The organism is Klebsiella sp. B345 (genome assembly GCF_051131735.1).
GTDB lineage: Bacteria > Pseudomonadota > Gammaproteobacteria > Enterobacterales > Enterobacteriaceae > Klebsiella.
The window spans coordinates 4,865,539-4,885,403 of record NZ_CP180443.1 but is presented as its reverse complement, the minus strand read 5'-3'; the positions used below and the strand labels follow the sequence as shown (position 1 = coordinate 4,885,403).

16 protein-coding genes are annotated in these 19,865 nt (G+C 58.9%); 14 read left to right on the top strand and 2 right to left on the bottom strand.

Annotation, left to right across the window (positions count from 1 at the left end):
• The first annotated feature begins 294 nt into the window (after nucleotides 1-294).
• A complete protein-coding gene (locus tag ACMYSO_RS22880; protein ID WP_434668195.1) occupies nucleotides 295-894 on the top strand; it encodes a hypothetical protein in 600 nt (199 codons plus the stop codon).
• A gap of 85 nt (nucleotides 895-979) precedes the next feature.
• Nucleotides 980-2,479 (top strand): glycoside hydrolase 5 family protein, encoded by a 1,500-nt coding sequence (locus tag ACMYSO_RS22875; protein WP_434668192.1) that lies wholly within the window; start codon nucleotides 980-982, stop codon nucleotides 2,477-2,479.
• Between the two features lie 33 nt (nucleotides 2,480-2,512).
• On the opposite strand, the gene ACMYSO_RS22870 is transcribed toward ACMYSO_RS22875, so the two are convergent.
• Entirely contained in the window at nucleotides 2,513-3,427 is a 915-nt protein-coding gene (locus ACMYSO_RS22870; protein WP_434668189.1) for a LysR family transcriptional regulator, read from the bottom strand.
• Between the two features lie 106 nt (nucleotides 3,428-3,533).
• Between ACMYSO_RS22870 and ACMYSO_RS22865 the strand changes: the two genes are divergently transcribed.
• A complete protein-coding gene (locus tag ACMYSO_RS22865; RefSeq protein WP_434668186.1) occupies nucleotides 3,534-4,853 on the top strand; it encodes a nucleobase:cation symporter-2 family protein in 1,320 nt (439 codons plus the stop codon).
• Complete coding sequence (locus ACMYSO_RS22860; RefSeq protein ID WP_434668183.1) at nucleotides 4,850-5,326, top strand: nucleoside deaminase; 477 nt, start codon at nucleotides 4,850-4,852, stop codon at nucleotides 5,324-5,326. Before ACMYSO_RS22865 ends, ACMYSO_RS22860 begins: the two co-directional genes overlap by 4 nt.
• Before the next feature lie 48 nt (nucleotides 5,327-5,374).
• Here ACMYSO_RS22860 and nifJ read toward each other — a convergent pair whose 3' ends face one another.
• The gene (nifJ, locus tag ACMYSO_RS22855) at nucleotides 5,375-8,890 is read right to left on the bottom strand and encodes a pyruvate:ferredoxin (flavodoxin) oxidoreductase (protein ID WP_434668180.1); all 3,516 of its coding nucleotides are present in this window, start codon (nucleotides 8,888-8,890) and stop codon (nucleotides 5,375-5,377) included.
• A gap of 408 nt (nucleotides 8,891-9,298) precedes the next feature.
• Between nifJ and nifH the strand changes: the two genes are divergently transcribed.
• From nifH to nifS, 10 genes are all read left to right on the top strand, one after another.
• A complete protein-coding gene (gene nifH, locus ACMYSO_RS22850) occupies nucleotides 9,299-10,180 on the top strand; it encodes a nitrogenase iron protein (RefSeq protein WP_004122384.1) in 882 nt (293 codons plus the stop codon).
• A 16-nt stretch (nucleotides 10,181-10,196) separates the two neighbouring features.
• Complete coding sequence (gene nifD / locus ACMYSO_RS22845; RefSeq protein WP_434668178.1) at nucleotides 10,197-11,645, top strand: nitrogenase molybdenum-iron protein alpha chain; 1,449 nt, start codon at nucleotides 10,197-10,199, stop codon at nucleotides 11,643-11,645.
• A 55-nt stretch (nucleotides 11,646-11,700) separates the two neighbouring features.
• Nucleotides 11,701-13,263 carry a nitrogenase molybdenum-iron protein subunit beta gene (gene nifK, locus ACMYSO_RS22840; protein ID WP_434668175.1) on the top strand — a complete coding sequence of 521 codons (1,563 nt, stop codon included), beginning with the start codon at nucleotides 11,701-11,703 and terminating at the stop codon, nucleotides 13,261-13,263.
• A gap of 39 nt (nucleotides 13,264-13,302) precedes the next feature.
• Nucleotides 13,303-13,521 carry a putative nitrogen fixation protein NifT gene (nifT, locus tag ACMYSO_RS22835; protein WP_418343638.1) on the top strand — a complete coding sequence of 73 codons (219 nt, stop codon included), beginning with the start codon at nucleotides 13,303-13,305 and terminating at the stop codon, nucleotides 13,519-13,521.
• 10 nt (nucleotides 13,522-13,531) lie between these two features.
• Nucleotides 13,532-14,194: a NifB/NifX family molybdenum-iron cluster-binding protein gene (locus ACMYSO_RS22830; protein WP_434668172.1), complete on the top strand. Its 663-nt coding sequence runs from the start codon at nucleotides 13,532-13,534 to the stop codon at nucleotides 14,192-14,194.
• A gap of 189 nt (nucleotides 14,195-14,383) precedes the next feature.
• A complete protein-coding gene (gene nifE, locus ACMYSO_RS22825; protein ID WP_418343640.1) occupies nucleotides 14,384-15,757 on the top strand; it encodes a nitrogenase iron-molybdenum cofactor biosynthesis protein NifE in 1,374 nt (457 codons plus the stop codon).
• Between the two features lie 10 nt (nucleotides 15,758-15,767).
• Entirely contained in the window at nucleotides 15,768-17,153 is a 1,386-nt protein-coding gene (gene nifN, locus ACMYSO_RS22820; RefSeq protein ID WP_434668168.1) for a nitrogenase iron-molybdenum cofactor biosynthesis protein NifN, read from the top strand.
• Nucleotides 17,140-17,610 (top strand): NifB/NifX family molybdenum-iron cluster-binding protein, encoded by a 471-nt coding sequence (locus tag ACMYSO_RS22815; protein WP_434668165.1) that lies wholly within the window; start codon nucleotides 17,140-17,142, stop codon nucleotides 17,608-17,610. The genes nifN and ACMYSO_RS22815 overlap by 14 nt, the downstream gene beginning before the upstream one ends.
• A gap of 194 nt (nucleotides 17,611-17,804) precedes the next feature.
• On the top strand, nucleotides 17,805-18,629 hold the full coding sequence (nifU, locus tag ACMYSO_RS22810; RefSeq protein ID WP_434668162.1) for a Fe-S cluster assembly protein NifU: 825 nt from the start codon (nucleotides 17,805-17,807) through the stop codon (nucleotides 18,627-18,629).
• Nucleotides 18,630-18,659: 30 nt separating this feature from the next.
• A complete protein-coding gene (gene nifS, locus ACMYSO_RS22805; RefSeq protein ID WP_418343644.1) occupies nucleotides 18,660-19,862 on the top strand; it encodes a cysteine desulfurase NifS in 1,203 nt (400 codons plus the stop codon).
• Nucleotides 19,863-19,865: the final 3 nt, after the last annotated feature.

Genomic DNA, 19,865 nt, shown 5'->3' with positions numbered 1-19,865 from the left:
GCCTGAGCATCATATTCAGCAATTATGAGGAGAATATGGCTACATTGTGAAGGTTAGAACTGCGCGGCGGAGCGCACGCGACCCACCGCCAGGCAATAACCACCCGAGCGATCGCAAAATAACCTGTTACGCACACGACAGTGGCACTTAATAGCGTGACAAATATCACGGACCGATAACTTTCATAACATTTTCTCCCACAACTGTGCCAGCATGGAAAGCGCTCTCCATAACGGATCATATTAAATCCAAACATTGATACATCGCCTCTCTGCTCCTGACAAGGAAACATTCATGAAAAAAAGATTAATTGCGTTTTCTGCCGGCGTCCTTGTGCTGAACAGCCTGTACAGCCCTGCCAGCATTGCCGCAGCGCCCGTCGATGTGACGACTACCGCTCAGGGGTTGAGCTATCACTTTGCCCACGGGACGTCGGGATGGAAACAGGAAGGCACCTGGCAAGCACAATGGGGAAGTCCGGCGCTCGAATCCAGCCAGGATACCGGTAAACCGACGCTGAAACTGAACGTTGAATGGGCCGGCCGGCACGACTGGGAAGAGGTGAAAATATACAATGCCGAGATCCCCGACTTTGCGCAGATGCGCAAACTGTCGTTTGATATTTTGCTCCCGGCAGAAAATATCAGCGCGGGCGGGCTTCGCCCGTATGCCGCCCTGCGTGACGGCTGGGTCAAATTAGATCTGGACAAAAATAATCGCGATATCACCGGAATGGAAAAAGTGAATTTATCCGGTAAAGCCTACCTCAAACAGCATGTGGTGATTAATCTCGGCGATGGTTCACACCGCCCGGATGTGGCCATCGGGATTGTCGGGAATAAATTAAAATATAGTGGCCCGGTGTATCTCGACAATATTACCTTTAGCAAATAAGCCTTTATTATTCCGTTGATTTGACCTGCAAAGTATCCCGGTACTTTGCAGGGTCGAGCGTCGCCACTCGCCAGAGAATAAACCGATGTGCCTGAAAAAATATAAAACCTGGTTATCCCTGCCCTGCCTTGCTTTGTCACTACTGCTTCCGCTCAGGGTATGCTCACAGAATCTGCCGATAAGTGAATTTGTTGAGCAGCATGGCAGCCAGTTTACCCTTGGCGGCAAGCCGTTTCGCTTTATGGGAACAAATAACTACTATCTGCACTATAAATCTGACCAGGCGATCGACGATGTGCTGGACAGCGCCGTGGCGATGGATCTGAAAGTCATCCGCATCTGGGGTTTTATGGATGGCGTTGACCGTTCTGCCGGCACACCTTATACCCTGCAGCCGACGTTAGGGGTCTATGCGCCGCCCGCGGGGGTCAACAGCGCGCTGGAAAGGCTCGACTACACCCTCAGCCAGGCAAAGAAAAAGGGCATCAGGATCGTGCTGGTGTTAACCAACAACTGGTCGGATTTTGGCGGGATCCCGCAATATACGGCGTGGATTGGCGCCACGGAACATGATGATTTTTACCGGGATCCGCGGCTGATTACCGCCTATAAGCAGTACGTCAAGTTTCTGCTCACCCACGTCAACCGCTATACCGGGATCCGCTATCAGCAAGAGCCGACTATCATGACGTTTCAGCTCGCCAATGAACCCCGGGCGGCCAGCGATCCCTCGGGTGACCTGCTGGTCAACTGGGCGCGGGAGATGAGTGATTATGTTCGTGAACTGGCGCCCCGCCATCTTATTTCGTTGGGTTCTGAAGGGTTCTTCAACCGTTCTGACACCACGGACTGGACCTATAACGGTAAAGAAGGCGTCGACTGGCAGCGGATCGTGCAGCTCCCCAATATCAACTATGAGCCGATGCATCTCTACACCGACCAGTGGGGCAAAACCAATGCAGAGCAGTGGGGAACGCAGTGGATCCTCGACCACATATCCGCGGCGAAAAAAGCCAATAAGCCGATGGTGCTGGAGGAGTACGGCATTAGCGCTACGTCCCCCTATAACCGGACCTTAATCTACGAGCGCTGGAATCGCATTGCCCTGACACACGGCATGGCGGGCACCATGTTCTGGATCCTCTCTGGAAAAGACCCGCAATCTTCCGGTGGCGTTTACCCGGATTACGATGGTTATCGGATACGCAACGACTACTCCGCCACCGCACAAGTGTTGCGGACCTATGCCAAAGCCTTCGCCGGCGAACACCCGGTGTTTCACGATAAGGTCTACTTCGCCTTTCCGCTGGCGGGGCGCGCCGTTACCACGCGCGAATTGGCCGTCAGCGTCTATCCGATGCTCTATGGCACCCAGCCTCAGAAGGTGGTGCTGACCGTCGATGGTAGGCCGTTCGCCTTAAGCGAGACGCAGCACGAAGGATATTTTACGGTGACTCTCAACACCGCACAGCTCGGCTATGGAGAGAAAACGTTCCATGTTGAGGTGCTGAAAAATGATGGTCAGACGATCGCCGAAACCCTCGAGGTCACCCTGCTCCCGCCCGGGCAGTCTGGTCGGCAGTAAAATACGCTATTGCGGCCCGGGCCATGCGCAGGGCTATAAAGTGGTGCGGTTGCCGCTATTATCCTGCTCGAAGATTTTATGCTGGATAAGGCGATCCCGAAGCCAGTGCAACGATTTGCCCACCCGCTTGTGCTTCGACCACAGTAAATCCACCCCGACCACCCAGTCGGTATGGGGGTACTCCTGCTGTCGCAGCTCAACCAACTGGCCTTCATGAAGCTCTTTTTCGACAAACAGCCGCGGGAGGGAGGCCCAGCCGAGCCCCGCGCTGGCGGCCGCAATCATCGCGTTATAGCTCTCGACGCGCCACAGCATCGGGCTGCCAAGATATTCGGTGGTGGCAATGTGCTGTTGCTGGGGGCCAAAGGTAATATGGCGCCAGCGATGCAGATCGGCGAAAGAGACCGGCCCCTGGCTTGCCAGTGGGTGTGAGGCGCTAACCACGTGCACCATAATGACCTTGCCTAGCTGGACGAACTGCAGCCGATCGCCGTCAATTCTGCGGGAAATCACGATCCCGGCATCCACCTCTCCTCTGCTCACCAGCCCCGTCACATCCCCCTGATGCGGCTCGCGGATATGGATATCAACCTGAGGGAAAGTCATAGCAAATTCATATAAAACCGGGGCGATGGTTGGGTAAGGCACCTCGATCGCCAGGGTGAGGCTGGCTTCCGTTTGCACATTGTACGCACCGACCCGCTGCTCCAGCATGTTGCACTGTTCGAGCACGGTTTTGATGTATTCACGCAATACCGTTCCCTCCCCGGTCAACGTGACCTGGCGCGGCGAGCGCTCGAACAGGCGGACATTAAACTCGTCTTCAAGATTGCTCATCGCCATATTCACCGACGACTGCGATCGCTTCAGTACCCGTGCGGCGGCAGAAAACGAGCCGGAGCGGGCAACCTGCTCGAAGACCATAAGCTGCTCCAATGAATAGCGCATTTTACTCCCCAGATTTCAATAAAACTGAAAACAGCTGACTAACTTATATCACGTTTACCCACATATAGTGGCGACCTCTTCCTTCGCGTAATTTCAGGGGATTACCATGGCTACCGTTGTAGAAAACCACAGCACCACCCAATCGCTTAGCGTAAAACGCATTGCCTCTCTTGGACTCCAGCACGTCCTGGTGATGTATGCCGGCACCGTCACCGTCCCGCTGATTCTGGCAGCCGTGTTGAAGTTGAGCAGCAGCGAAACCATTACCCTGATCAATGCCTGCCTGCTGACCTCGGGGCTGGCCACGCTTTTGCAAGCGATCGGGATTGGGCGTTTCGGCAGTCGCTTGCCGCTGATTCAGGGATGCTCTTTTATCGTACTGGCGCCGATGCTGATGATCGGGCAGCAGTACGGCATCGCCACTATCTTCGGTTCAGTCATCGCCTGCGGTCTGTTCACGCTGCTGGTGGCCCCCGTATTTAGCCGCCTGGTGCGCTTTTTCCCGCCGCTGGTGATTGGCTGCGTCATCGCCCTGATTGGTATTTCACTGATGCCAGCCGCGGCAATCTGGCTGGGAGGAGGGATCCCGGATGCGCCCGATTTTGCCCAGCCGCGTAATTTGTTGCTCGGTTTTGCCACCCTTGTCGTGACCCTGCTGTTTTACTGCAATACCCGCGGCGTGATGCGTAACTTCAGTATCCTGTTCGGGCTGCTGATCGGCACGCTGGGCGCCTGGCTGTGCGGTTTAACCCATTTCGACGCGGTAACGCAGGCCTCCTGGGTGGGCTTCAGCCTGCCGTTCGCCTTTGGGATGCCACAGTTTTCGCTCGCGCCGATTGTGGTGCTGTGCTTGTCGATGTTGATCGTCATGACCGAAACCACGGGCAACATTCTGTTGATAGATAAGCTGATTGGCCAGCCCACCACCTCCCGGCGTCTGGCTGACGCGATCCGCGCCGATGGGCTATCGACCCTGATCGGCGGATGCCTGAACAGTTTCCCCTACAACGCCTTCTCACAAAATGCCGGTCTGCTGATGCTGACCAAAGTCACCAGCCGCAGCGTCCTGATCGCCGCGGGACTGATTCTGGTGGCCCTGGGCCTGTTTCCCAAGCTCGGCGCCATCGTGGCGATCGTTCCCAGCCCGGTGCTTGGCGGCGTGGCGGTACTGATGTTTGGGATGACCCTGGCGGCCGGCGTACGGGAGTTAAAAACCGTCGATTTTGACGATGAGAAAAATATCCTGATCGTCTCGGTATCCATTGCGGTCGGCGTGCTGCCTGTAGCCTTCCCGGCCCTGTTCCAGCACCTTCCACCCTCGGTAAAACTGTTTATGGACAGCGGGATTTTTATCGGCGGCTTCACCGCCGTCCTGCTGAATGCCTTACTTCATCGCCGCCCATCTGACACGGAGACCGCACATTGATTACCCCTGGTGATATTCAGTTTCTCAGACTTTCCAACGAGGTGGGCCGCCGGGCGATTGCCCTCGGCAGACACCCTTTTGGCGCGGTGCTGGTGGCGCCGGATGGCCACACCGTGCTGCTCACCCAGTGCAACATTGATACCGTTAACCATGCGGAATCGACGCTGGCGCGCATCGCCGCCAGCAACTACCCGGCGGAGTATCTCTGGCAATGCACGCTCTACACGGCGGTCGAGCCTTGTTGCATGTGCGCGGGTACCATTTACTGGGCCAATATTGGCCGGGTAGTTTACGGGATGAGTGAAGAACAGCTGCTGGCCTGCACCGGCAGCCACCAGGAAAACCCGACGATGAGCGTTCCGGCGTCCTGGATCTTCAGCCACGGGCAGAAAGCGATTACGCTGCTCGGGCCGGTAGCGGAGATCGAAGAAGAGACCCTGGCCTTACAACGCGAGTTCTGGCTGACGCGCTAAAACACGCCGTCGCCGCAGGCTGCGGCGACGGTTTTGCTTGATGACCCGCTACTCTTCCCCGGCCAGCCGCTGATACTGCGCAAAACGGGCCTGGGCATCCTCTTCGGTTCGGCTAAACAAGGCATCCGCAAGATGCGGCGTGGTCTTGTGCAACGCGGCGTAGCGCACCTCCCCCAGTAGAAAATCACGGAAGCTCGCCTCCGGTGGTTCTGAATCCAGAATGAACGGCGTTTTGCCTTCCGCTTCGCGCTGCGGATGATAGCGCCACAGATGCCAGTACCCGGCCTCGACCGCGCGTTTTGCCTCACGCTGGCTACAGCGCATGCCCGCTTTCAGCCCATGGTTAATACAGGCGGCGTAGGCAATCACCAGCGACGGTCCCGGCCAGGCTTCGGCCTCGGCGATGGCGCGCAGGGTCTGATCTTTATCGGCCCCCATCGCTATCTGGGCCACGTAGACATTACCGTAGCTCATCGCCATCATTCCGAGGTCTTTCTTGCGCGTGCGTTTGCCCTGGGCGGCAAATTTGGCAATCGCCGCCACCGGGGTCGATTTCGACGACTGCCCGCCGGTATTGGAGTACACCTCGGTATCAAACACCAGGATATTGATATCCTCGCCGCTCGCCAGCACGTGATCCAGCCCGCCAAAGCCGATATCGTACGCCCAGCCGTCGCCGCCAAATATCCACTGGGAGCGCCGGGTAAAATAGTCGCGGTTGTGGTAGAGATGTTCCAGCAACGGCGAGGTTTCTTTTTCCAGCGCCAGCCGTTCCGTTAACTGGTCCGCTCTTTCGCGGGTCCCTTCACTCTGATCCTGCAGCGCCAGCCACTGGCGCATTGCGTCGCCGAGGGCGTCGCTGATTGGCAGCGCCAGCGCGGCGGCGATCTGGTCAGCGATTTGTTGGCGAATCGCCTGCCCGCCGAGCATCATGCCGAGGCCAAATTCCGCGTTATCTTCAAACAACGAGTTGGCCCACGCCGGGCCGTGGCCGCGATGGTTGGTTGTCCAGGGAATAGACGGCGCGCTGGCCCCCCAGATAGAAGAACAGCCGGTGGCGTTGGCAATCAGCATCCGGTCGCCGAACAGTTGGGTAACCAGGCGGGCGTAAGGGGTCTCCCCGCAGCCCGCACAGGCGCCGGAAAACTCCAGCAGCGGCGTCTCAAACTGGCTGCCTTTGACCGTCGTTTTACGAAACGGGTTCTGTTTTGGCGCCAACGCGAGCGCAAAGTCCCAAACCGGGGCCATATGGCGCTGGCTATCAAGGGGCTGCATCTTCAGCGCCTTGCCACGCGAAGGGCAAACATCCACGCAGTTACCACAGCCGGAGCAGTCCAGCGGCGACACCGCCAGGTGGTAGTGATAGGACTTTGCCCCCTGCGCGGGCTTGCTCAGCAGCGCGGCCGGAGCCGCCACCTGTTCGTCATTATCCAGCAACGCCGGGCGGATCGCCGCGTGCGGGCAGATAAAGGCGCACTGGTTACACTGGGTGCAGCCGTCGGGCTGCCAGACCGGCACCTCCAGGGCGATGCCGCGTTTTTCCCAGGCGGCGGTGCCCGACGGGAAAGTGCCATCTTCCATGCCAACAAAGGCGCTGACCGGCAGTTGGTCGCCGCACTGGCGGTTCATCGGCTGCAGAATATCGCGAATAAAATCCGGCATCATGGCGGACGATGGTGCCGCAGGGTCGTTCAGGGTAGCCCAATGGGGCGGCACCGTCACCTGATGCAGCGAGGTCATGCCCAGGGCGATCGCCCGCTGGTTCATCTCAATCACCGCCGCCCCTTTGCTGCCATAGCTTTTTTCGACCGCCTGTTTGAGGTACTCCGCGGCGGTGTGCGGGTCAATAATCCCCGCCAGCTTGAAGAACGCCGCCTGCATCAACATATTAAAGCGCCCACCCAGCCCAAGCTCCCGAGCAATATCCACGGCGTTGAGGGTATAGAACTGGATATGCTCCCGCGCCAGATAGCGCTTCACGCTGGCGGGCAGATGCTGCTCCAACTCGGCATCGGACCAGCAGCAGTTGAGCAAAAACGTCCCCCCATTCTTTAAGCCATCCAGCAGGTCGTAGCGCGCCACGTAGGATTGCTGCGAACAGGAGATAAAGTCCGCCCGATGAATCAGATAAGGCGAAGTAATAGGCCGGTCGCCGAAGCGCAGATGCGACACGGTAATCCCGCCGGATTTTTTCGAGTCATAGGAGAAATAGGCCTGAGCATACAGCGGGGTTTTATCGCCGATGATTTTAATCGCGCTTTTGTTCGCCCCCACGGTGCCATCCGAGCCCATCCCCCAAAATTTGCAGGCGGTGATCCCCGCGTGCGACACCGTCAGCGCCGCCTGGCGTGGCGGCAATGAGGTAAAGGTGACATCATCGACAATCCCCAGAGTGAAGCCATCCTTCGGCAGCGGCTGCTTCAGGTTATCAAATACTGCGGCGATATCATTGGGCAGCACATCTTTGCCACCGAGGGCGTAGCGGCCGCCAACAATCAACGGTGCATTGTCGTGATGATAGAAGGCATTTTTGACGTCCAGGCACAGCGGCTCCGCCTGAGCGCCAGGCTCTTTGGTGCGGTCAAGGACGGCAATGCGTTGCACGGTTTTCGGCAACCGGGCGAAAAAGTGCGCCAGCGAAAAGGGTCGAAACAGATGGACACTAAGCAACCCGACCTTCTCGCCCGCCGCATTCAGCGTCTCCACCACCTCCTGAATGGTGTCGCAGACCGACCCCATAGCAATAATCAGCCGTTCGGCATCCGCCGCGCCGGAATAGTTGAACAGATGATATTCCCGTCCGGTGAGGGCGCTGATTTGCGCCATATAGCTTTCCACCAGCTCAGGGAGCGCCTGGTAAAAACGGTTGCCCGCCTCACGCTCCTGAAAATAGATATCCGGGTTTTGCGCGGTGCCGCGAATAACCGGATGATCCGGATTCAGCGCCTGACGGCGAAACTGGTCCAGCGCCGGCCGGTCCAGCAGGGTCGCCAGTTGCTCATACTCCAGCACCTCGATTTTTTGAATTTCATGGGAGGTGCGAAACCCATCGAAAAAGTTAACAAACGGGATACGACCTTTGATCGCCGCCAGATGCGCAACGGCAGACAAATCCATCACCTGCTGGACGTTATTCTCCGCCAGCATGGCGCAGCCGGTCTGGCGCACCGCCATCACGTCCTGGTGATCGCCAAAAATATTCAGCGAATTGGTCGCCAGCGCCCGGGCGCTGACATGAAAAACCCCCGGCAGCAGCTCGCCGGCAATTTTATAGAGGTTAGGGATCATCAACAGCAGCCCCTGTGAGGCCGTATAGGTGGTGGTGAGCGCGCCGGTCTGGAGCGCGCCGTGTACCGCCCCTGCAGCCCCGGCTTCTGACTGCATCTCCATCAGACGCACCGGCTGGCCAAACAGGTTCTTTTTCCCCTGCGCGGCCCACTCATCAACGTTTTCCGCCATCGGCGTGGAAGGGGTAATCGGGTAGATGGCCGCCACATCGGTAAAGGCGTAGGAGATCCAGGCCGCTGCCGTGTTGCCATCCATTGTTTTCATTGTTCCGGACATCGTTCAATCCTCGAAGGTAAGAGGCCACTTCGCCGCGTCGTCAACGCACGGCAAACCCTGCCCCTGCCTCAAGCACAGCCTGTGCCAGCTCGCGGATGAAAAAATAGTTCGTGTTAATTCAATACGTTGTTCAGAAATGGCGCCGCTATAACCCAGATAAATTGCGCGGAATAAGACACAGAGGACGACAAGCTGTTGAACAGGCGACAATTCAGCCGCGACGCTGCCCGACGGCGCGAATTGTTCTGTTTCTCACATTTGGTCGCCTTATTGTGCCGTTTTGTTTTACCCCTGCGGCAACACTCCATCACTAATTCCATAAAAATCATGCAATTGAACACCCCGGCACGGCTGGTATGCTCCCTGCACTTCTCTGCTGGCAACCACTCAACAACAGGAGAAGTCACCATGACCATGCGTCAATGCGCTATCTACGGTAAAGGCGGTATCGGCAAATCCACCACCACGCAGAACCTCGTCGCCGCGCTGGCGGAGATGGGTAAGAAAGTGATGATCGTCGGCTGCGATCCCAAGGCGGACTCCACCCGACTGATTCTGCATGCCAAAGCACAGAACACCATTATGGAAATGGCCGCGGAAGTCGGCTCGGTTGAGGACCTTGAACTCGAAGATGTCCTGCAAATCGGCTACGGCGATGTGCGCTGTGCGGAATCCGGCGGCCCGGAGCCGGGCGTCGGCTGTGCCGGTCGGGGCGTGATCACCGCCATCAACTTCCTGGAGGAAGAAGGCGCCTACGAGGACGATCTCGATTTCGTGTTCTATGACGTGCTCGGCGACGTGGTCTGCGGAGGCTTCGCGATGCCGATCCGCGAAAACAAAGCCCAGGAGATCTACATCGTCTGCTCCGGCGAAATGATGGCGATGTACGCCGCCAACAATATCTCTAAGGGGATCGTCAAATACGCCAAATCTGGCAAGGTGCGCCTTGGCGGACTGATCTGTAACTCCCGCCAGACCGACCGCGAAGATGAGCTGATTATTGCGCTGGCGGAAAAGCTCGGTACCCAGATGATTCACTTTGTGCCACGCGACAACATCGTGCAGCGCGCGGAGATCCGCCGGATGACGGTTATCGAGTATGACCCTGCCTGCAAACAGGCCAATGAGTACCGCACCCTGGCGCAGAAAATCGTCAATAACACCATGAAGGTGGTGCCGACTCCCTGCACCATGGATGAGCTGGAATCGCTGCTGATGGAATTCGGCATCATGGAAGAAGAAGACACCAGCATCATTGGTAAAACCGCCGCTGAAGAAAACGCGGCCTGAACACAGGATACCGATCATGACCAACGCAACGGGTGAACGTAATCTGGCGCTGATCCAGGAAGTCCTGGAGGTATTTCCAGAAACCACGCGCAAAGAGCGCAGAAAGCACATGATGGTCAGCGATCCGCAGATGGAGAGCGTCGGCAAGTGCATTATCTCTAACCGTAAATCCCAGCCTGGGGTGATGACCGTGCGCGGCTGCGCCTACGCCGGCTCCAAAGGGGTGGTCTTTGGGCCGATCAAAGATATGGCCCATATCTCGCACGGGCCGGTCGGCTGCGGCCAGTACTCACGCGCCGGGCGCCGTAACTACTACACCGGGTTCAGCGGCATCGACAGCTTCGGCACGCTGAATTTCACCTCGGACTTTCAGGAGCGCGATATCGTCTTTGGCGGCGATAAAAAACTCAGCAAGCTGATTGAAGAGATGGAGCAGCTGTTTCCGCTCACTAAGGGGATAACGATTCAGTCGGAATGCCCGGTGGGGCTAATCGGCGATGATATCAGCGCGGTGGCGAACGCCAGCAGCAAAGCGCTGAATAAACCGGTGATCCCGGTGCGCTGTGAAGGCTTTCGCGGCGTATCGCAATCGCTGGGACACCATATCGCCAACGACGTGGTGCGCGACTGGGTTCTCAATAATCGCGAAGGGCAGCCGTTTGCCTCCACCCCTTACGACGTGGCGATCATCGGCGACTATAACATCGGCGGCGACGCCTGGGCTTCGCGGATCCTGCTCGAAGAGATGGGGCTGCGGGTGGTGGCGCAGTGGTCTGGCGACGGCACGCTGGTGGAGATGGAGAACACCCCATTCGTTAAACTGAACCTGGTTCACTGCTACCGCTCGATGAACTACATCGCCCGGCACATGGAGGAGAAACACCAGATCCCGTGGATGGAGTACAACTTCTTCGGCCCGACCAAAATTGCCGAATCACTGCGCAAAATAGCCGACCAGTTTGACGACACCATTCGCGCCAACGCCGAAGCGGTGATCGCCAAATATGAGGCGCAAATGGCGTCAATAATTGCCAAGTATCGCCCGCGGCTGGAGGGGCGCAAGGTTCTGCTCTACATGGGCGGCCTTCGACCACGCCACGTTATTGGCGCCTATGAGGATCTCGGCATGGAGATCATCGCCGCCGGGTATGAGTTTGCCCATAACGATGATTACGACCGCACCCTGCCGGACCTGAAAGAGGGAACCCTGCTGTTCGATGACGCCAGCAGCTATGAGCTGGAAGCATTCGTCAAAGCGCTGAAACCCGACCTGATCGGCTCCGGCATCAAGGAAAAATATATCTTCCAAAAGATGGGGGTCCCCTTCCGCCAGATGCACTCATGGGACTATTCCGGCCCGTACCACGGCTACGATGGTTTCGCCATTTTCGCCCGCGATATGGATATGACCCTTAACAACCCGGCGTGGAACGAGCTGACCGCCCCGTGGCTGAAGTCTGCGTGATTGCCCACTCACTGTCCCGCTTGTTCACCGATTTGTGGCGCGGGAGGAGAACACCATGAGCCAAACGATTGATAAGATTAATAGCTGTTATCCGCTGTTCGAACAGGATGAGTACCAGGCGCTGTTTCGCAGCAAGCGAGAACGGGAAGAGGCCCACGATGCGCAGCGCGTGCAGGAGGTCTTTACCTGGACCACCACCGCCGAATACGAAGCGCTGAATTTCCAACGTGAGGCGCTGACGGTTGACCCGGCGAAAGCCTGCCAGCCACTGGGGGCGGTGCTTTGCGCACTAGGGTTTGCCAACACCCTGCCCTACGTGCACGGCTCTCAGGGGTGCGTGGCCTATTTTCGCACCTATTTTAACCGCCATTTCAAAGAGCCAATTGCCTGTGTCTCAGATTCGATGACCGAAGATGCGGCGGTGTTCGGCGGCAACAACAATATGAATCTCGGCCTGCAGAACGCCAGCACGCTCTACAAACCAGAGATCATTGCGGTCTCCACCACCTGTATGGCGGAAGTCATCGGCGATGACCTGCAGGCGTTTATTGCCAACGCCAAAAAAGATGGTTTTGTCGACAGCAATATCGCCGTGCCCCATGCCCACACGCCGAGCTTTATCGGCAGCCACGTTACCGGCTGGGACAACATGTTCGAAGGGTTCGCCAAAACCTTTACCGCGGACTACGAGGGACAGCCCGGCAAACGACAGAAACTCAATCTGGTCACCGGCTTTGAAACCTATCTCGGCAACTTCCGCGTCTTAAAACGGATGATGGCGCAGATGGCGGTACCGTGCAGCCTGCTCTCCGATCCGTCGGAGGTCCTCGATACCCCCGCCGATGGGCACTATCGGATGTATGCTGGCGGCACCACCCAGCAGGAGATGAAAGAGGCACCGGACGCCATCGATACGTTGCTCCTGCAACCGTGGCAGCTGCTGAAAAGCAAAAAAGTGGTCCAGGAGATGTGGCATCAGCCCGCCAGCGAGGTCGCTATCCCGTTGGGACTGGCCGCCACCGACGCACTGCTGATGACCGTCAGCCAGCTGAGCGGCCAGCCAATCGGCGATGAGCTGACCCTCGAGCGCGGACGGCTGGTGGACATGATGCTCGACTCCCACACCTGGCTGCATGGCAAGAAGTTTGGCCTGTATGGCGACCCGGATTTCGTGATGGGGCTGACCCGCTTCCTGCTGGAGCTGGGCTGCGAGCCGACGGTGATCCTGAGCCATAACGCCAATAAACGCTGGCTGAAGGCGATGAAGAAAATGCTGGATGCCTCGCCATACGGGCGCGACAGCGAAGTGTTTATCAACTGCGATTTATGGCACTTCCGTTCGCTGATGTTTACCCGTCAGCCGGACTTTATGATCGGCAACTCCTACGGCAAATTTATCCAGCGCGATACCCTGGCGAAGGGTAAAGCCTTTGAAGTGCCGCTGATCCGTCTCGGTTTTCCGCTGTTCGACCGCCACCACCTGCACCGCCAGACCACCTGGGGCTATGAAGGCGCGATGAATATCGTCACCACCCTGGTCAACGCCGTGCTGGAGAAACTGGATAGCGATACCAGTCAGGCAGGCAAAACCGACTACAGCTTCGACCTCGTTCGTTAACCATCAGGAGCCCCGCGTAACGCGGGGTCAGGAGCGACTATGCCCATCGTGATTTTTCGTGAACGCGGCCCGGACCTGTACGCCTATATCGCCAAACAGGATCTGGAAGCGCGAGTAATACAGATTGAGCATGACAATGCGGAGCGCTGGGGTGGCGCAATTTCACTGGAGGGAGGCCGCCGCTACTACGTTAATCCGCAGCCGGGGCGTCCCGCCTTTCCGATTAGCCTGCGCGCGACACGTAACACGTTGATATAAGGAGCGGGAGATGAGCGATAGCGATACCCTTTTCTGGCGCCTGCTGGCGCTGTTTCAGACCCTGCCGGACCTGCAACCGGCACAAATCCTCGACTGGCTGGCGCAGGAGAGCGGCGAGACGCTGACCCCCACGCGGCTGGCCAGCCTGACCCAACCGCAACTGGTCGCCAGCTTTCCTTCGGTGACCGCCGTGATGTCCCCTGCACGCTGGTCGCGGGTGATGGCGAGCCTGCAGGGCGCCCTGCCCGCCCATTTGCGCATTACCCGTCCCGCCGCGCGCACGCCGCAGCTGCTGGCGGCATTCTGCTCCCAGGATGGGCTGGTGATTAACGGGCATTTCGGTCAAGGGCGGCTGTTTTTTATCTATGCCTTCGATGATCAAGGCGGCTGGCTGTACGATCTGCGCCGCTATTCGTCGGCTCCCCATCAACTGGAGGCCAACGAGGTGCGCGCCCGGCTGCTGGATGATTGTCAGTTGCTGTTTTGTCAGGAGATTGGCGGGCCCGCCGCCGCGCGCCTGATTCGCCACCAGATCCACCCGATGAAAGCGCAGCCCGGTACCACTATTCAGGCCCAGTGCGAGGCGATCGTGACGCTTCTCGCCGGGCGTTTGCCGCCATGGCTGGCGAAGCGTCTCAACCGGGAGAATCCTCTGGAGGAGCGCGTTTTTTAGCGCCTGTGGTATGCCTGTTGCCCGCTGACCCCGCGGGCTTTTTTCTTCCCCAGCTACACCCCACAATATTCCCGCCCGATTGTTGGCTTTGTCGTAAAACCAACAACACTTTTCCCTTAAAAATCAACGCTAATTATCTGGAGCGTGAATTGCATTACCCCTTCATCCCCTACCGTCAACGAGGTCACTATGAAGGGAAATGAAATTCTGGCACTGCTGGATGAACCCGCCTGCGAACACAACCACAAGCAGAAATCCGGTTGTAGCGCCCCCAAACCCGGCGCCACGGCGGGCGGCTGCGCCTTCGACGGCGCGCAGATAACCCTGCTGCCCATTGCCGATGTCGCGCATCTGGTCCATGGCCCCATCGGCTGCGCGGGTAGCTCATGGGATAACCGCGGCAGCATCAGCTCCGGCCCCGCCCTTAACCGGCTCGGCTTCACCACCGACCTCAACGAACAGGACGTGATCATGGGCCGTGGCGAACGTCGCCTGTTTCACGCGGTTCGCCATATCGTTACCCGTTACCATCCGGCGGCGGTCTTTATCTACAACACCTGCGTGCCGGCAATGGAGGGTGATGACCTGGAAGCGGTATGCCAGGCCGCACAAACCGCCACCGGTGTACCGGTCATCGCCATTGACGCCGCCGGATTCTACGGCAGCAAAAACCTCGGCAACCGGCTGGCGGGCGACGTCATGGTGAAACAGGTGATTGGTCAGCGTGAACCTGCACCCTGGCCTGCTGCCTCGCCGTTTGCCCCGGAGCACCGGCATGACATTGGCCTGATTGGCGAATTCAACATCGCCGGCGAGTTCTGGCATATTCAGCCGCTACTCGATGAGCTGGGTATCCGCGTGCTCGGCAGCCTCTCCGGCGACGGGCGCTTTACCGAAATCCAGACCATGCACCGGGCACAGGCCAATATGCTGGTCTGTTCCCGGGCATTAATTAATGTCGCCAGAGCGCTGGAGCGGCGCTACGGCACGCCGTGGTTCGAAGGCAGTTTTTACGGCATTCGCGCCACCTCCGACGCCCTGCGCCAGCTGGCGGCCCTGCTGAATGACGACGACCTATGCCGCCGCACCGACGCGCTGATAGCCCGCGAGGAACAGGCCGCCGAGCTTGCGCTCGCCCCGTGGCGCGAACAGCTGCGAGGTCGCAAAGTGCTGCTCTACACCGGCGGCGTCAAATCCTGGTCGGTGGTGTCGGCCCTGCAGGATTTGGGCATGACCGTGGTCGCCACCGGCACGCGTAAATCCACCGAAGAAGACAAACAGCGGATCCGTGAGCTAATGGGTGACGAGGCGGTGATGCTGGAAGAGGGCAACGCCCGTACCCTGCTGGACGTGGTCTATCGCTATCAGGCCGATCTGATGATTGCCGGCGGGCGCAATATGTACACCGCCTATAAGGCCCGGCTGCCGTTTCTCGATATCAATCAGGAACGCGAACATGCTTTCGCCGGCTATCGGGGCATCGTCACCCTCGCCCGCCAGCTCTGTCAGACCATCAACAGCCCCATCTGGCCGCAAACCCATGCCCGTGCCCCCTGGCACTAAGGAATCCACCATGGCAGACATTTTCCGCACTGATAAACCGCTGGCGGTCAGCCCGATCAAAACCGGCCAGCCGCTCGGCGCGATCCTCGCCAGCCTTGGGATCGCCCATAGCATCCCGTTGGTTCACGGCGCGCAAGGGTGCAGCGCCTTCGCCAAAGTCTTTTTTATTCAACACTTCCACGACCCGGTGCCTTTGCAGTCAACGGCGATGGACCCGACCTCCACGATCATGGGGGCGGATGGCAATATCTTTACCGCGCTGGATACCCTGTGCCAGCGTAACAATCCTCAAGCCATCGTACTGCTGAGCACCGGGCTGTCGGAGGCCCAGGGCAGCGATATTTCCCGCGTGGTCCGCCAGTTTCGCGAGGAGTATTCCCGCCACAAGGGGGTCGCTATCTTAACGGTCAACAGCCCCGATTTTTATGGTTCGATGGAAAACGGCTTTAGCGCAGTGCTGGAGAGCGTCATCGAGCAGTGGGTCGCCCCCACACCACGCCCCGGTCAGCGCAATCGTCGGGTCAACCTGCTGGTCAGCCACCTCTGTTCACCGGGGGATATCGAATGGCTACGCCGCTGCGTCGAGGCCTTTGGCCTGCAGCCGGTGATCCTGCCGGACCTCGGACAATCGATGGACGGACACCTCGCGCAGGGGGACTTCTCGCCGCTGACCCAAGGGGGAACGCCGCTGCGCCTGATTGAACAGATGGGACAAAGCCTGTGCAGCATCGCCATCGGCGTCTCCCTGCATCGGGCATCCTCGCTGCTGGCCCAGCGCAGCCGTGGCGAGGTCATCGCCCTGCCGCATCTGATGACGCTGGAGCGCTGCGACAGTTTTATTCATCAACTGGCGAAAATCTCCGGACGCGCTGTGCCGGAGTGGCTTGAACGCCAGCGCGGCCAGCTACAGGATGCGATGATCGACTGCCATATGTGGCTTCAGGACCAGCGTATGGCAATTGCAGCGGAAGGCGATCTACTGGCGGCATGGTGTGATTTCGCCCACAGCCAGGGAATGCAGCCCGGCCCGCTGGTTGCCCCTACCGGCCACCCCAGCCTGCGCCAGCTGCCGGTTGAACGCGTGGTTCCGGGCGATCTTGAAGATCTGCAAACCCTGCTGTGTTCACAGCCCGCTGACCTGCTGGTCGCCAATTCCCACGCCTGTGACCTGGCGGAGCAGTTTGCACTGCCGCTAGTGCGTGCCGGCTTTCCGATCTTTGACCGCCTTGGCGAGTTCCGCCGGGTGCGCCAGGGATACGTCGGGATGCGCGATACGCTGTTTGAACTGGCAAACCTGATGCGCGAACGGCATCACCACATCGCCCTCTATCGCTCTCCGCTTCGGCAAAACGCGCAAACCCCACTCGCCACAGGAGCCGCTTATGTCGCCCATTAACCGTCAGTTTGACATGGTCCATTCCGACGACTGGTCGATGAAGGTCGCCTTCGCCAGCTCCGACTATCGCCATGTCGATCAGCACTTCGGCGCCACGCCACGACTGGTGGTCTACGGGGTCAAGGCCGATCGGGTCACGCTCATCCGGGTGGTAGATTTCTCGGTAGAGGACGGGCACCAGGCGGAGAAAATTGCCCGACGGATCCACGCCCTCGAGGATTGCGTCACCCTGTTCTGCGTGGCGATTGGCGAGACGGTTTTTCGCCAGCTGTTGCAGGTTGGCGTCCGCGCCGAACGCGTGCCCACCGATACCCCGATAGTCGGCCTGCTGCAGGAGATCCAGCTCTACTGGTACGACAAAGAGCAGCGCAAAAGCGCACGCCAGCGCGACCCGGAGCGCTTTACCCACCTGCTACAGGAGCAGGAGTGGCGCGAGGAGCGAGACCCGCCGCGCTAAGCCTGTCGTTTCTGTGACAAACCCCACAATAAATCACGACACTGTCGGCCATTCATTGTCAGGGAAGGATGGCAAGCCTTTAAAAATTAACGACTTTATTGATTGGTACTGCATTTGCTTGTGGGTTATCACCACCGTTTTCTACGGTAAACCGCGCCCCGGCGTGTTCCGTCATCATCCCTGGAGCTGACAGCATGTGGAATTACTCCGAGAAAGTGAAAGACCATTTTTTTAATCCCCGCAACGCGCGCGTGGTGGACAACGCCAATGCCGTCGGCGATGTGGGCTCTTTAAGCTGCGGCGATGCGCTGCGCCTGATGCTGCGCGTGGACCCGCAAACCGAAATTATCGAGGAGGCCGGCTTCCAGACCTTCGGCTGCGGCAGCGCCATCGCCTCCTCATCGGCCCTGACGGAACTGATTATCGGCCACACCCTGACCGAGGCCGGGCAGGTCACCAACCAGCAGATCGCCGATTATCTCGACGGCCTGCCGCCGCAGAAAATGCACTGTTCGGTCATGGGCCAGGAGGCTCTGCGTGCGGCCATCGCCCACTTTCGCGGCGAAAGCCTTGAGGAGGAACATGAAGAGGGCAAGCTGATCTGTCAATGCTTCGGGGTCGATGAAGGGCAAATCCGCCGCGCGGTGGTCAATAACGGCCTGACCTCGCTGGAAGAGGTGATCAACTACACCAAAGCCGGCGGCGGCTGCACCTCCTGTCATGAAAAAATCGAGCTGGCGCTGGCGGAGATCCTCGCCGCGCAGCCGCAGCCCCTGCAACCAGCGGCCAGCGGCAAAGACCCGCACTGGCAGAGCGTCGTCGACACTATCGCCGAGCTGCGCCCGCACATTCAGGCGGACGGCGGCGATATGTCGCTGCTCAACGTGGCGAATCACCAGGTCACCGTCAGCCTTTCCGGCAGCTGCAGCGGCTGCATGATGACCGATATGACCCTCGCCTGGCTGCAGCAAAAACTGATGGAGCGTACCGGTTGTTATATGGAAGTGGTGGCGGCATAAGCCGCGGTTAACTGACCCAAGGGGAACACGATGAAACAGGTTTATCTCGATAACAACGCCACCACCCGCCTCGACCCAATGGTTCTGGAAGCGATGATGCCCTTTTTGACCGATTTTTACGGTAACCCGTCATCGATACATGATTTTGGCATTCCGGCTCAGGCGGCACTGGAACGCGCGCATCAGCAGGTGGCGGCACTGCTGGGGGCAGAGTATTCCAGCGAGATTATCTTTACCTCCTGCGCCACCGAGGCAACCGCCAGCGCCATCGCGTCGGCGGTCGCCCTGATGCCGGAGCGCCGGGAGATCGTCACCAGTGCGGTCGAGCATCCGGCCACGCTGGCAGCATGCGAACAGCTGGAGCGTCAGGGCTACCTGATCCACCGTATTGCAGTCGATGGCGATGGCGCACTGGATATGGTGCAGTTCCGGGCGGCGCTCAGCCCGCGCGTCGCGCTGGTTAGCATGATGTGGGCCAATAACGAAACCGGGGTGATCTTCCCGGTGGTCGAAATGGCGGAACTGGCCCACGAACAGGGGGCGTTGTTTCACTGTGATGCGGTACAGGTGGTGGGCAAAATGCCGATCGCGCTCGCCGGGACCCGCATTGATATGCTCTCCTGCTCGGCGCACAAGTTCCACGGGCCCAAAGGGGTCGGCTGCCTCTATCTACGACGCGGCACCCGCTATCGCCCGCTGCTGCGCGGCGGCCATCAGGAGTACGGCCGCCGGGCTGGAACGGAAAATATCACCGGAATCGTCGGCATGGGCGCCGCCTGCGAACTGGCGCAGATTCATCTGCCGGGGATGGTGCATATCGGCCAGCTGCGAGACCGGCTGGAGCAGCGCCTGCTGACCCGCGTTCCCTCAGTGATGGTAATGGGCGGCAGCCAGCCGCGCGTGCCCGGTACCGTCAATCTGGCCTTCGAGTTTATAGAAGGTGAAGCCATTTTACTGCTGTTAAACCAGGCCGGGATCGCCGCCTCCAGCGGCAGCGCCTGTACCTCAGGTTCGCTGGAGCCTTCCCACGTGATGCGGGCGATGCACATTCCCTACACCGCGGCCCACGGGACCATCCGCTTTTCCCTCTCTCGCTACACCCGGGAGAAAGAGATTGATGAGGTTATTGCCACGCTGCCGTCGATTATCAACCGGCTGCGCGCGCTGTCACCCTACTGGCAGAACGACAGGCCATGCGCCGGGGAAGCCACATTCACGCCGGTTTATGGCTAAGGG